Source organism: Salinithrix halophila, from assembly GCF_042650125.1.
GTDB lineage: Bacteria > Bacillota > Bacilli > Thermoactinomycetales > DSM-45169 > Salinithrix > Salinithrix halophila.
The window spans coordinates 525,977-538,875 of sequence record NZ_JBHSAP010000007.1 but is presented as its reverse complement, the minus strand read 5'-3'; the positions used below and the strand labels follow the sequence as shown (position 1 = coordinate 538,875).

Sequence of the window (12,899 nt, the reverse complement as noted above, 5' to 3'; positions counted from 1 at the left end):
GTCAATAACCTTGGAACCCCTGCGGGTTCCTTTTTTTATGCCGGTTCCTTCAAAGGGCTCATGAGGTCGAACCCCCACACTACCGGGAGCAGGAAGTAGACGGCAACCGTGATGAGGAGAATCGAGACAAGATTGAGCCAGAGGCCGGTTCGCACCATCTGGCCGATGCGGACAGAACCCGAGGCAAAGACCACGGCGTTGGGTGGAGTAGCAACGGGTAACATGAAGGCACAGGAAGCGGCAATGCCGGCAGGTACCATCAGTCCATAGGGATGGATACCGAGGGTGACGGCGAAAGCAGCCATAATCGGGAACATCATGGTCGCAGTGGCCGTGTTGGAGGTGACTTCCGTCAGGAAGTTAACCAAGGTGATCACCACCACAAGGATGAGTAGAATGTTCAGGCCGGAGAGGACCGTAAGCTGCTCACCGATCCATTTGTCCAACCCGGAACGAGTGATGCCTGCTGCTAGGGCTAGGCCGCCCCCGAAGAGAAGGAGGATGCCCCAGGGGATGTTCTTGGCTGTATCCCAGTCAAGGAGGGACTGGCCTGGTTTCCTTCGGGAGGGAATCAGAAACAGGAGAAGGGCGGCGCCGATGGCGATCACCGTGTCGTCGATACCGGGGAGCATTTTCTTCAGAAGAAGATCCTTAGTCATCCAGGAGAGAGCGGTTAGGATGAACACGGTCAAAACGGCCTTTTCCTCAGGGCTGATCCTCCCGAGTGCGTTCTTTTCCTGCTGAATGATCGTGCGTCCGCCGGAGATGGGTTTGATAGGCATCGGGTAAGCCACTTTGACAAGGTAAAACCATGTGGATGCCAACATCACCACCACCAGTGGTATACCGAAGAGCATCCAGGTGGCAAAGGAGATTTCCACATTAAACAATTTTTCCGCCTGAGCGGCGAAAATGGCGTTGGGGGGTGTCCCGATCAGGGTACCCAGCCCTCCGATAGACGCGGAATAGGCGATGCCTAACATCATCGCAGTCCCGAAAGGGAAATCATCTTTCCCATTTTTGGGTAAATTCCCGCTCTTTTTAGACGCAGCGAAATGTTCGGTTACGGCCATTCCGATGGGAGCCATCATCATTGCTGTTGCAGTGTTGCTGATCCACATGGATAGAAAGCTGGTGGCTACCATCGACCCCAGGATCAGTTGTTGTGGTTGGGTGCCAATCCTGGAGATGATCCCAAGAGCCATCCGCTTGTGCAGGTTCCATTTCTCCATGGTAAGGGCGATCATAAAACCGCCCAAGAACAAGAAAATGTTTGGATCCCCGTAAGCGGAGGTAGTTTCTCCAATCTCCAGCGCTCCTGTCAACGGGAATAGAATGATAGGAAGAAGAGAGGTGGCGGGTATGGGAATCGCTTCGGTGATCCACCAGACGGAAATCCACAGGGTACAGGCAAGCACCTTCTGGGCAGCAGGGGACATTCCTTCAGGAGAGAAAACAAGAAGGGTTAGCAGGAACAGGAAGGGCCCGAGAAGAAGACCGGCTCTTTGCCTTCGGCTGTAAAAGGGTGGACGTCCCGTTTCCGATTGCTTCTCAGCCGGGCTTCTTCTTCCTGAAGAAGAGGAAGCCATGCCAGCCGCCAGCCGGAGTGTTGCTTTCAGTTCATGGTTCCATGTCCACATTTGGTTCCACATCTGTTGCCAAGGGTTCATTTTTCGTCTCCTTTTCAAAAGAAAATCAATAGAGGCTTGCGCTTTCGATAACCATAAAAACCCAGCATCTAGGTGGCTGTCAAGGGAAATCGATGTAATATGGGATCTATTCGGATAAGTATGCGCTTTCCCGGAAAAGGAAGCATGAGGTAAGATGGAGAGGACGATTATGAATGGCCTGAAATCCAATGGGCGAAAACCTGGGACAGGAGGCGCATATGAAGCCGACTCGCTTGTATGATTGGGGATTTAACACCAAGATGATCGAGGGTTATGACTTGGGCCTGCCGGGCCGGACGGGGATCTATGTACTGGAAGGAGAGGAGCTGACCCTGATTGAATCAGGTCCCAGCCCCTCGGTTCCTTACATCCTGAAGGGACTGGAGGAGTTGGGTTACTCCCCCGATGTGGTAAAAAATATTATCGTCACCCACATTCATCTGGATCACGCTGGCGGAGCGGGCCTTCTCTTGCAGAGCTGCCCGAACGCACGGGTCGTCGTCCATCCCCGGGGGGCGCGTCATCTGGCTGACCCCTCCCGGCTGATCCAGGGTGCAAGGATGGTATACGGGGATCATTTTGAGCCGCTGTTCGATCCGGTGGTACCCATTCCAGAAGAACGGATCTTCGTACGGAAAGACAATCAGACGCTCGCGATCGGGAAGAACCGCATATTGCGATTCATCGACAGTCCGGGTCATGCCGCCCATCACTTCAGTATTTTCGATTCCGGATCCATGGGACTTTTTACAGGAGATACTGCGGGTATCCACTACAGCCAGACAGAAGAGTACGGATTTACCTTCTGCCTACCTTCTACCTCCCCCAACCAGTTTGATCCGGAAGCGATGCGGGAATCGATCGGTAAATTCCGTATCTTGGGGCCAGAACGGCTCTTCTTCGGGCATTTTGGCATGTTGGAGAATCCGGAAGAGGCTTACTGCCAAGTCCTTCGAGGGTTGGATGACTTCATGGATGACGCCAAGGAAGCAATGACCCGTGGTGAGGGGGGCAAGGGCATCGAAAAGAGGTTGAAAGAACGCTATCAGCGGCTACTCAGAGAACGAGGCGTCCCGGAAGAGAACCCCCTGTTTGAAATCCTGTACCTCGATTTAAGCGTCTGCGCCATGGGGCTTGAACATTATTGGAATACGAAACGAGAGTGACCGGTCCTTCAATTCCCTTTGCATTCTACATTCAGCAGGGATATGATTTGGTCGGGGCCAAAGAGTCACCCTAATCTCTATTTATGAAGCGAACAAATCACAAGGATCGGAAGGAGGTGCACGGAGGGGTGGAAGTGATTGTTTACTCTAAACCGCATTGTATGGAATGCAACCTAGTCAAACGGTTTTTGAAGGATCATCAGGTCTCTTTCGAAGTGCGGGATTGTAACAGCCGACCGGAGTATCTGGAAGAGGTGAAAGAAATGGGCTTCCTCGGTGTGCCGGTCACGCTGGTGAATGGAGAGCCGATTCACGGCCTGCAACCGGCTGAGATTCTCAAACAATTGGAAAAGGCGTCCCGCACCTGAGCCTCCCTCTTTCAATGGCGAGAGAGAAAGTTCACACGGGATGAGCTCGTCGAGAGGCGGGCTTTTTTGGGTCTATTTACCGATATGTGGTATAAGTTCCTCTAATTTATGAATGGAATATGTCCAAATATGTAGACAAAGCCATGGCTTTTGGGGTAAAATTTCTTAAAAAAGAGAGTCAGTCATTTGGATTTGTCAAACCATTCACGCTTATCCGCACTTATCATCGCGACAAAATCAGGGGGTTTAAGCTATCTGGGAAGAGAATAGTGGAGTGCTAAGATGGTTTTTTCGTTAGCGGGAGGGCCTTTCTGGTTCCGTATGTTGGAGCCTTGCTGGTATGGGAGTCCTTATTCTGAAGGGATTCCGGTGATCGATTGCAGGGCTCAGCTCCTTATGCTTTTCGGCCATGGTCGAAAATGTTGCAATGGCTCGGTTGGCGGAAGATGCTGATCTTATTTTTCATTTGCCACGAATTTTGTCCTCATGTGCTGACCGTGACCGGCCATTTTTACAGTTTTGCATAAAGGAGTGAGACGGGGGATCGAGAGGGCCTCCAACTTGCTGTGTTCATCCTCACCTCCCCGGCGCCGTGCTTACTCGATCAGTGGCTGGCGTCGAGCTTCGGAATGTACAAACTCCAAATGATGGACGCCTTCCTACCTCGACTATCTTCACCAGGATCCGCGAGGAGGACTTACTGCAAGGGAGGGATGTGAAACAAAAACACAAAAAGCGGATTCCGTATAAGAGGACACGAAGTCATCATTTTCCGCTCTTCCATCTGTTGTTTGAAAATAGCGATATTATCGGTGGTTTTTCCACCAGTTAGGCAAAGAAAGCCCAACCCTTTTTGCCTGTCCCAAAGATCAAAACAGAGGATTAATTCTGAAAACGTCGAATATATGTAAGGCGACAATGCAAGCTTGTCGTATCACAGTCTTTTTTTTCAAGGGGGAAAAATGATGAATCAAGCAAAGGAACAGTGGGCTTCAAGAGCCGGGTTCATTTTTGCGGCTGTTGGCTCGGCTATTGGACTGGGTAACATTTGGCGTTATCCTTATGTCGCCTATGAAAACGGAGGCGGCGCCTTCCTTATCCCGTATTTCTTCGCGCTGTTGACGGCGGGGATCCCGATCCTGCTCCTAGAGTACTCTTTGGGACATCGCTTTAAGGGCTCTGCCCCGCTCACCTACCGTCGACTATCCAAGAAATTTGAATGGCTCGGTTGGTGGCAAGCGCTTCTCGCCTTCGCCATTTCCACCTATTATATGATAATCCTCGGCTGGGCGCTCAGCTATACGTATTTCTCCTTCGGTACCCAGTGGGGGAAAGACACGGAAAAATTCTTCCTCAACAATTATCTGGGCATCACCGACTCTTTCTGGAATATTGGCGGCATTCAGTGGAAAGTCTTAATCCCTGTCTTTCTTTTATGGGCCTTTATTTACTTCGTTATGCGGCAACAGGCACACAAAGGAATCGAGCGTCTGACCAAAATTCTGATGCCGATCTTGATCGTGATGATGATCATTATCACGATCCGGGGGGTCTCACTGAGCGGGGCCTCCGCTGGTTTGAACGTGTTGCTCACCCCCGATTTCGGTGCGTTGAGTGACTTTAAAGTCTGGATTGCGGCCTACTCGCAAATCTTTTTCTCCCTCTCCATCGGTTATGCGACGATGCTCACTTATTCCAGCTATCTTTCTAAGGATACGGATCTGTCCAACAGTGGCTTAATCGCCGCCTTGGGGAACTCCGGTTTTGAGTTCATGGCAGCCCTCGGTGTCTTTGGTGCTCTTGGTTACCTTGCTACACAGCAGGGTATCGGCGTAGATGAAGTGGCCACTGGAGGCGTCGGTCTCGCATTCATCGTTTTCCCGAAGATTATCAACCAGTTCCCAGGTCTCAACGACCTGTTTGGGGTTCTCTTCTTCGGCTCCCTGGTCTTTGCCGGGTTGACCTCCATCGTCTCCCTGCTGGAGCCTGGTGTTGCCGCTATCCGGGATAAATTTAACATCAGCCGGAACGCTGCAGTGAATACGATTGTCGGCGGTTCCGCCTTTGTCAGCATTCTTTACGCCACGAAAGGCGGTCTCAACTATCTCGATGTGATCGATCACTTCCTCAACAATTATGGACTCTTGATCGGTGGATTCTTCATGACTGTGGCGACAGCCTGGTTTGCTAAAGAAGCGAACAATATGCGGGCTCACATTAACAACGTATCCGATGTTCATATTGGTTCCTGGTGGATCATCTGCGTTAAATATCTGACCCCGGCCTTGTTGCTGGTAATGGCAGGGCTGAACATCATCGATGAATTCAAAGCTCCTTATGGAGGTTTCCCTTACAGTGGCCTGATCTCCATGGGCTGGGGTGCGTTGTTTGCCACACTGATCGGTGGATTCCTCTTGCAAGCAGCTCGTTGGAAAGAGGAAGACTCCATCTCGGGCAAAATAAAGGAGGGCGCGTAACATGGGAACAGGAGCATGGGTGATGTTCTTGATCGGTGCCATCGGACTTTGGGGAGGGTTCGCTTACTTCCTTTGGTTGGCTTATAAGAATAGTCGTACCGATTCTTAATAACTGATCAGAGAAAAAGGCCCGCTTAGCGGGTCTTTTTTCGTTGGGAAGCCCGTTTTTTCTTTCGTTCCTCCCGGAGTTTTTTGTAGGCCTTCCTTTCCCATGCTTTCAGGTAGGGGTAAGGGTCAAAGGAGAAAGTGGTGCGGCCGTTGAATTTGTAGATTCCATAATGAAGGTGGGGAGGGAATTTACCTGAAGTTCCAGGGGAGCCGTAACCCGAGGAGCCGACATAGCCGAGTACATCACCGGGTTTGACGATGTCGCCTTTTTTTAGCCCCTTTCGATAGGAGGCCAAATGAGCGAAATAATGATAATTATTTTTCCCATCGCGGATTCCTAAGCGCCATCCACCAAAACGATTCCATCCCTTTAATTCAACATAGCCGTAACTCGTGGAAAGGACGGGGGTTCCATAGTCGGCGAAAATATCCGTCCCTTCATGGATGCGAAGCCCACCGAAACCCCTTCGATCCCCCCAGGTGTTGTGGTATGTGTAATTATAGCGGAGAGGGATTGGGAAGGCGTGTTTATCGAGTTTGATCGTATCAAAGGTCTCATAGATTTTGGCCAAATGGGTGATGAGGTCCACAGTGACCGGATGTTGATAATAATCCCATAACCCGATGCGAATATCGTTCCGTGACAAACCTCGTTCCCGGAGAAAACGGGTAATCGAATAGAGCACGTCCAAAGGGTCCTTGGGATCGGCTTTGCCGTCCCCGTTGCCGTCCATACCGATTCCGCCGAAAAAACGGATTGACTCAGGGATGACATCCTGTTGATCCGGGTTGATGGATCCGCACCACTTGTCCGATGGAACAGCGATTGCAATCAACCCTTTACGTTTATTCAAGTCTTTCCGGACTCGCTGGATATTTCGTTCGTATTGGTCCACCGCTGCCAGATAAGCCCAAGGTACCCCTGTTAATGTCTCCATCCTCTCCAGCAGTTGCTGTCGTTCGGCGTCCTCGTCGACCGGAGGATTGGATCCAGCCTGGGCAAAAGAGGGGAAAGATCCAGCAAGCATAGCGAAGACGATCAGATAAGCCATGATTTTTTTTCCCATATCCAAACCCACCGTTTCTGTTTCGGTTGCGTACGAATAGTTTGTCTCCCCTTCCAACTTTTCATGATCTTTTTGAGCACATGAACCACAGATTTTGAGGGTAAACTCCTGAACAGAGTTGCGAGAAACTTTCGAATCCGTTGCCCGTTTGCTGATCCCGACGTAAAAAGGGTGATTTGTGATATGATATCAGTGGGCATGTAAGGTTGACCGGGAAGAGAACAGGCAGCAATGAAGGAGGGTATCCATTGCCTTATCAACATAAGAAAAAGCCGGAATGGCTTAAAACAAAATTGCGGGTGAACGAGAATTACCGCGAATTGAAAAAAATGATGCGGGGGAAGACTCTGCATACGGTGTGTGAAGAGGCAAAATGTCCCAACATCTATGAATGCTGGGCTGTTCATCGCACGGCTACGTTTATGATCCTGGGGGATATCTGTACACGGGCCTGCCGATTCTGTGCAGTGAAAACCGGTCTTCCCACGGAGCTGGACTGGCAGGAGCCGGAACGGGTGGCGGAAGCGGTGGAACAGATGAAACTGAAACATACCGTGGTCACCTCAGTGGCCCGGGATGATTTGCAGGACGGGGGAGCTGCGATTTTTGCCGCCACGATCAAAGCCATTCGCAAACGGAATCCTTTCACCAGCGTGGAAGTGCTGATTCCGGATTTTCAAGGCAACTGGGAAGCATTGCAAACCGTGATGGACGCTCGACCGGATATTCTGAACCATAACATTGAGACCGTCCGCAGTCGGTCGGACCGTGTTCGATCCAAGGCAAAATATCCTCGCTCCTTAGAGCTCCTAAAACAGGCCAAAGCGATGCAACCTGAAATCCCCACCAAATCCAGCATTATGATTGGAGTCGGGGAGACCTGGGATGAAATCCTGGAATCGATGGATGACTTGCGAGATGTCGACTGCAACATCATGACCATCGGGCAGTATCTGCAGCCAACGAAGAAACACCTGAATATCGAGAAATACTACACACCTGACGAGTTCGCTCGGTTGAGGGAAGAAGGACTTACACGTGGTTTTGATCATGTAGAGTCGGGTCCCCTGGTACGAAGCTCCTACCATGCACACGAGCAAGTGAAGTCAGCAAAATCAACAGCAGCCGCTCAGTAGTTAAAAACAGCCTCCGTTCCTCCCGGAACGGGGCTGTTTTCCTTCTTCGTTTCCCTATCTTTTAGCGGTTTTTCACCCTTTGATTTTCGATGATTTTGTCCCTCCGGTTATCCTTATCGAACAGGCGATTGATGTCGGGTGGAGCGCCGTCTCTCATCTCGTCGACCAGCCGTTCCATTTCTTTTCGCTGTGTTCCGATTTTTTCAGGCGTCCCCAGGGTACGTTGGCCAATCTGATTGATTCGGTTTCGAAGCTTTGGATCACCTGTCACATGAACATGGTAGTAGCGGGGAGTTAGGCTGAGAGCTGTTCGTTTGGCCTCATACAGGGTTTTGCGACTCACTCTTTTTCCGTTTCCCTTGACGCCGATCAAAACTTGGTCATCCGTGACGATTACCGAACAATCCTCCACTCGGGGCAGCTTCGTTGTAAGAAAAGCGATCTGACGAGCCAGAACGTTCCGGTCAATATAGACGTCCGGGCCAGGAACGGCACCCCCGTCCGTGGCGTTGTATAATTCGTTGCCTTTTTGCCGCCCGAAGCCGACCTGGTTGTAATCTCTTCCTTGGGGACGCTGTTGTCGGATAAAATCGACCCCTTTTCGGTTATCATTTCGGTAAAGGGATTCATCATAGCCGTCATCCGGTCGTTCCGCAGGCGTGCAAGCCGTGGATCCGAGCAGAAGGACAGCGAGGATACCTGCTATTCGTTTCATTGATCGGTTCACCTCCTGTGATTAGCATCCCCAGTGGAAATGGGGTAAAAAGAAGGATTTTTTGCCAAGGTTCCCGAAATGGGGGAGAGTGAACCAAGGTGGTCCGATATGGTAACATAACGATAAGAACCTGCCCCGACTGATATGGGGCAGCTTCCCCGCTCGATATTAATAGGAAATCTGAGGTTGAGCGACATGAGCCGCTTTGAAATTCAGGGAAACAGTTATGAACTGATCAAGAACCACAAGAACGGTTGGAACCCCGAAGCATTCAGCAAACGATTCAGCGAGGTTTTAGCGAAGTATGATTATATCGTTGGGGACTGGGGTTACGGCCAATTGCGTTTAAAGGGATTTTTTTCCGATCAGCACCCGCGAGCCACTCGCGAAACACGGATTACCCATTTTGAGGAATATCTCCATGAATACTGTAATTTCGGCTGCGCGTATTTTGTGCTACACCGCCTTAATAAACCGAACCAGCCTCCGCGGGAGAAGAGAGGTCGGCCACGGGAGCGGAAAGCGGGAAGCAGTCGCCCATGAAAAAGCCAAGGGCTTCGAGCCCTTGGCTTTTTATTAGGGTTCCTGATTGAGTTCTTCGTCCCGATCGGGATCATCATGGGTAGGATGGCTGCCTGGCACCTGCCGGGGAATCCCTTCGTGGAATTGTCTCATTTCATAGGTGAACTGGGGGCCGGCGTGCTGAGACGCCCGCCAGGGGGATTCTTTCCCCAGTACGTCTTCATTCGTAGACGCCCCGTAAGGACCTTCGGGGAACTCTTCAGGGACGAGTTCATTGCGCTGGGATTCCACTGTCCCCACGTCATTGTAACGGGTGTTCCTGCGTCGGATCATGTGATCACCTCGTCCCTAATCTGTACCGAGACAGAGGGGCTTATACGAGTTAGAAGAGGGTATAAAGGAATTGCTTCAGTTCTTCTGCCTCTCCTTCATCGATTCCATACACATGTTCCAGATAGCCCGGTTCTTCCAGGTCATCCTGTCCGATGATGGCAAAACGGTTGGATTGGATATTGAACACAATGAGTTTGCCGTAAAAACGGTTCGTGACCGTGATACCCAGATCGAACCGGCAGGTTTCGCCAGCAAAACTGACAAACCGGGTTTTGGTTTCCTCGGCATCGTCATACAAAAAAAAGAGGTCTTCGTTGGACATATGGAATTTCCCCTTTGTTCAACGTTTCCTCTTCATTATACATGATTTAGGCTTTCCGACCGGCATGATATAATCAGAAAATGCCCAGGAATCGGGCCCGCTTTTGGCGGCGAGGGGTGAGTTGGTTTTCGTTGGCGGCGGAAGCCAACCGATGGGCGAAGGTGGCATTTCGCAATTCTACCCGCAGTTGTTCCTGTTTTTTACCGATCTCTTCAACCATCTGTTGAACAGCTGTGGATGGCACCATACTCTGGCGAGGTTGGTTGACCAGCTTGGTTTCCAATTCTTCCATGACATCAAACATGGTAAAAACATGATCCTCCAACTGGTCCAGGCGGGTAAAGACGGTTTCCATCATTTCTCCGATCTCATCCAGGCTACCAATGAGGCGGTGGATGGGGTAGTCATTGCCGAAGGGCATCTTTGGAGCTTCTTCATCCGCCGCAGGGGCTGTCTCGGAGACGCGTTCCACCTCCCACTTTCCTTCTTTCAGCAGATCCTGGCGGATTTGCCGCATCGATTTGTTGGTTTCCTGAAGTCGTTGCTGGATATCCAACAGCCGACGAAACCCTTCTTCCGTCAGCATATAGTGGCCACGGTCATTCACCTCGGGAGCGATATACTCTTCGAAGGAATCGATCCATTTTCGGACCGTGCGAGCGTGGACGTGGAGGCGTTGGGCGGCCTCCCGGGTGGATATACGCGCCTCTTCGACCATTTGAAATAACCTCCCTGGAATTGGTATTACCCACAAGTTCGGGGAGTCCTTGCGGAATCCTTCCCCCCCGACAAAGGATGCCACCCTGTGACAAACAAAGTCGTCGATTGACAAAAAGGGGTTGTTTTACCAGTTTTCGCTACAAAAAAAGCCCAGCGTCAGAGCTGAGCAGGTTGTAGATCGTTCAATCAGCCGGGGACATTATCCAGCTTTCTACTTTCGGTTTTTTTTCGAAAAAACCAGTGAACCTTTGGCTGCAATAGGGGGTGGGAAATCTGTTGCACCCAGCGGGAGCCGAGGAGGAAGGCGAGGGCGATGCTAGCTAATGTAACGCTGATATAAAGGACCGGCCCAGGGAATTTGTCATCCAGATCCATAGCGTCATAAGCCTTGATAAAGAACCCGTGTAATAGGTAGACGTAAAGGGAACGGCTTCCTATCTTGCTGAAAAAGGTTTTTCTGCGGGGGGTGAGCGCCAGGACGAAAATGGATGCAAGGAAGGCGAGAGCGATCATGGCTAGACGAATTCCTCCTGCGTACCATTCGGGGTATCCGACGTCTTCATAAGGAAAGACGAAATAGAGCCATTTCCGGAAATTGAGATCAATGGAAGTGTGGAAATCCAAATAGAAAAACATTGGAACCAGCGCCAAGATTCCTATTCCCGACAGGAACCGCATCCAGCTGGAGAACAACTTTTCAAAATGGTGACGCTGTAAGTAAAAGCCGGTCAGGAAGAACGGGAAAAAAGCGACCGTTCTGGAGAGGCTCATAAACTGGTCCGCGTCGTCGACGTACCCGATAAGAATAGCAAGGGCGAAAGACGTCACCAATGGGTACTTCAGATTGACGAAATAGGGGAGGATCAATCGCCATAGAAAGAGGCTGAACATAAACCACATGATCCAGTAGGGTTCCAGGATGGAAAAATTGATGGCATCTGTCTCGTAGACGAAATGGTCATACAACGAATAAAGGATCTGAAAGATGATGTACGGAATCAGGATGGTTGCTATGACCTTTTTGCTCTGTCCTTCTTTGTTGAAGCTTTTGGCAAAATAACCGGAAATCAAGATCATTAAAGGCATATGGAAGGTGTAAATGGTCAGGTAGACGGATTTGATGATTGGGCTTTCATCGATCAAAGGGCGATAACCGTGTCCCAGGACCACTAGCACAATCAAGATGAACTTGACATTATCAAAGAAGTAATCCCTTGAATTCGGTGTCTTCGATTTAGCCTGTTCAGGGTTGATGGTTCGCATGGTGGATGAAAATCCCCCCTTGTTGCGGAATAAAAGAAACCCCGACGCAATTTCAGGGATCAAAAGAATTTATGGTATGAAGGATCAATTTCAAACGCTGATGTCAAGACGGCTTTATAGTAACATACCCCGACAAGTGCCGTCCATAAACAAAAGGGGAGAGTACCTTAGGTGATCCAGTCTATATCCTTCGTCCATGTTTTCTCTTCAGTTTGTTAACGACTATTATGGAAATCTCGTGTCTCCTCCAAGGGGAGAAGGTAAAAAAACCTTATCCCGAAAATATCTGGATGGGGGAGAGTTGTCATGCTTGAATGGGTTGCTTTCATCTCCATTTCAAAACAGTATTGGTTTGATACGGCCTGACACGGATATAAAAAAGGCCGGATGTTGGGGATCCGGCCCGAGCCATTGGGGCTTTTTAGTAGGGGAATTGGCTTGAATAGTTACTGAACTGTTGAAAGGCTTTGTCCACCTTTTGCATGTCAGCGGGCTCCATTTTATACCATCCCTTGGCGTGCATGGCGTTGAAAAGGTCGCGTTGTGCTTGGTGGAGTTCGGTCAGGATGCTCATCTGGGTCTGATAAAGCGAATCATTGCTCGCCTCATTGACCGCTACGTTGTAGGACATGGTCATGTACTTTTCCATCGCTAGAATATCGTTGAGCCGATCCCGGTCATTCATTTCCGGCCCTTTCACTTTGGGCAAACCGGTGGACTGTTGGGGCGATGGTTGTTGTTGGCCTGGGTTTGCTTGTTGCATAGGGACGCCTCCTTATTGGGTCATTGTGCCGCTGGCCATACCCTGGGAAGGCATGACGTTGCCCTGGGTGTTCAGGTGGTTCAGGATCTGCTGGTAGTGACGCTGATGCATTTGACCCACCTGGTCGATTAGTTGCTTTACTTCGGTGTCCTGGCATTCCTGGGCATAGTGGTGGCACTTCTTAAATGCTAACAATTGCCAGGAAAGCTCATCTTTCAGATAGTTGAGGTCTTTGGTGGTCAGTTGCACGGGAAATCCTTCCCTTCCTT

The 12,899-nt window shown here is 50.3% G+C and carries 15 protein-coding genes; 6 read left to right on the top strand and 9 right to left on the bottom strand.

Annotation, left to right across the window (positions count from 1 at the left end; all coding sequences use genetic code 11):
* Positions 1 to 35: 35 nt before the first annotated feature.
* Positions 36 to 1,670, bottom strand: a complete 1,635-nt coding sequence (locus ACFOUO_RS04730) for an SLC13 family permease (RefSeq protein ID WP_380702670.1) — start codon at positions 1,668 to 1,670, stop codon at positions 36 to 38.
* Positions 1,671 to 1,888: 218 nt separating this feature from the next.
* On the opposite strand from ACFOUO_RS04730, the gene ACFOUO_RS04725 reads away from it, so the two are divergent.
* From ACFOUO_RS04725 to ACFOUO_RS04710, 4 genes are all read left to right on the top strand, one after another.
* Positions 1,889 to 2,836, top strand: coding sequence for an MBL fold metallo-hydrolase (locus ACFOUO_RS04725; RefSeq protein WP_380702668.1), 948 nt, complete (start codon positions 1,889 to 1,891; stop codon positions 2,834 to 2,836).
* Positions 2,837 to 2,964: 128 nt separating this feature from the next.
* On the top strand, positions 2,965 to 3,204 hold the full coding sequence (locus ACFOUO_RS04720) for a glutaredoxin family protein (protein WP_380702665.1): 240 nt from the start codon (positions 2,965 to 2,967) through the stop codon (positions 3,202 to 3,204).
* A 965-nt stretch (positions 3,205 to 4,169) separates the two neighbouring features.
* Positions 4,170 to 5,681: a sodium-dependent transporter gene (locus ACFOUO_RS04715; RefSeq protein ID WP_380702663.1), complete on the top strand. Its 1,512-nt coding sequence runs from the start codon at positions 4,170 to 4,172 to the stop codon at positions 5,679 to 5,681.
* A gap of 1 nt (position 5,682) precedes the next feature.
* Positions 5,683 to 5,790 carry a MetS family NSS transporter small subunit gene (locus ACFOUO_RS04710; protein WP_380702661.1) on the top strand — a complete coding sequence of 36 codons (108 nt, stop codon included), beginning with the start codon at positions 5,683 to 5,685 and terminating at the stop codon, positions 5,788 to 5,790.
* A gap of 25 nt (positions 5,791 to 5,815) precedes the next feature.
* On the opposite strand, the gene ACFOUO_RS04705 is transcribed toward ACFOUO_RS04710, so the two are convergent.
* Entirely contained in the window at positions 5,816 to 6,856 is a 1,041-nt protein-coding gene (locus tag ACFOUO_RS04705) for a M23 family metallopeptidase (protein WP_380702659.1), read from the bottom strand.
* Between the two features lie 248 nt (positions 6,857 to 7,104).
* Here ACFOUO_RS04705 and lipA point away from each other — a divergent pair, with 248 nt between their 5' ends.
* Entirely contained in the window at positions 7,105 to 7,992 is an 888-nt protein-coding gene (gene lipA / locus ACFOUO_RS04700; protein WP_380702657.1) for a lipoyl synthase, read from the top strand.
* A 61-nt stretch (positions 7,993 to 8,053) separates the two neighbouring features.
* Here lipA and ACFOUO_RS04695 read toward each other — a convergent pair whose 3' ends face one another.
* Entirely contained in the window at positions 8,054 to 8,707 is a 654-nt protein-coding gene (locus ACFOUO_RS04695) for a YhcN/YlaJ family sporulation lipoprotein (RefSeq protein ID WP_380702655.1), read from the bottom strand.
* 195 nt (positions 8,708 to 8,902) lie between these two features.
* Between ACFOUO_RS04695 and ACFOUO_RS04690 the strand changes: the two genes are divergently transcribed.
* Entirely contained in the window at positions 8,903 to 9,250 is a 348-nt protein-coding gene (locus tag ACFOUO_RS04690) for a YutD family protein (protein WP_380702653.1), read from the top strand.
* Positions 9,251 to 9,283: 33 nt separating this feature from the next.
* Here the strand turns inward: ACFOUO_RS04690 and ACFOUO_RS04685 are convergent, their stop codons facing one another.
* From ACFOUO_RS04685 to ACFOUO_RS04660, 6 genes are all read right to left on the bottom strand, one after another.
* Positions 9,284 to 9,562 (bottom strand): hypothetical protein, encoded by a 279-nt coding sequence (locus ACFOUO_RS04685; RefSeq protein WP_380702651.1) that lies wholly within the window; start codon positions 9,560 to 9,562, stop codon positions 9,284 to 9,286.
* A gap of 49 nt (positions 9,563 to 9,611) precedes the next feature.
* Positions 9,612 to 9,884 (bottom strand): DUF3055 domain-containing protein, encoded by a 273-nt coding sequence (locus ACFOUO_RS04680; RefSeq protein ID WP_380702649.1) that lies wholly within the window; start codon positions 9,882 to 9,884, stop codon positions 9,612 to 9,614.
* 73 nt (positions 9,885 to 9,957) lie between these two features.
* Positions 9,958 to 10,602, bottom strand: a complete 645-nt coding sequence (locus ACFOUO_RS04675) for a MerR family transcriptional regulator (protein ID WP_380702647.1) — start codon at positions 10,600 to 10,602, stop codon at positions 9,958 to 9,960.
* 188 nt (positions 10,603 to 10,790) lie between these two features.
* Entirely contained in the window at positions 10,791 to 11,867 is a 1,077-nt protein-coding gene (locus ACFOUO_RS04670) for an acyltransferase family protein (protein WP_380702645.1), read from the bottom strand.
* 421 nt (positions 11,868 to 12,288) lie between these two features.
* On the bottom strand, positions 12,289 to 12,630 hold the full coding sequence (locus ACFOUO_RS04665; RefSeq protein WP_380702643.1) for a spore coat protein: 342 nt from the start codon (positions 12,628 to 12,630) through the stop codon (positions 12,289 to 12,291).
* A gap of 12 nt (positions 12,631 to 12,642) precedes the next feature.
* A complete protein-coding gene (locus ACFOUO_RS04660; RefSeq protein WP_380702641.1) occupies positions 12,643 to 12,879 on the bottom strand; it encodes a hypothetical protein in 237 nt (78 codons plus the stop codon).
* Between the last annotated feature and the right edge of the window lie 20 nt (positions 12,880 to 12,899).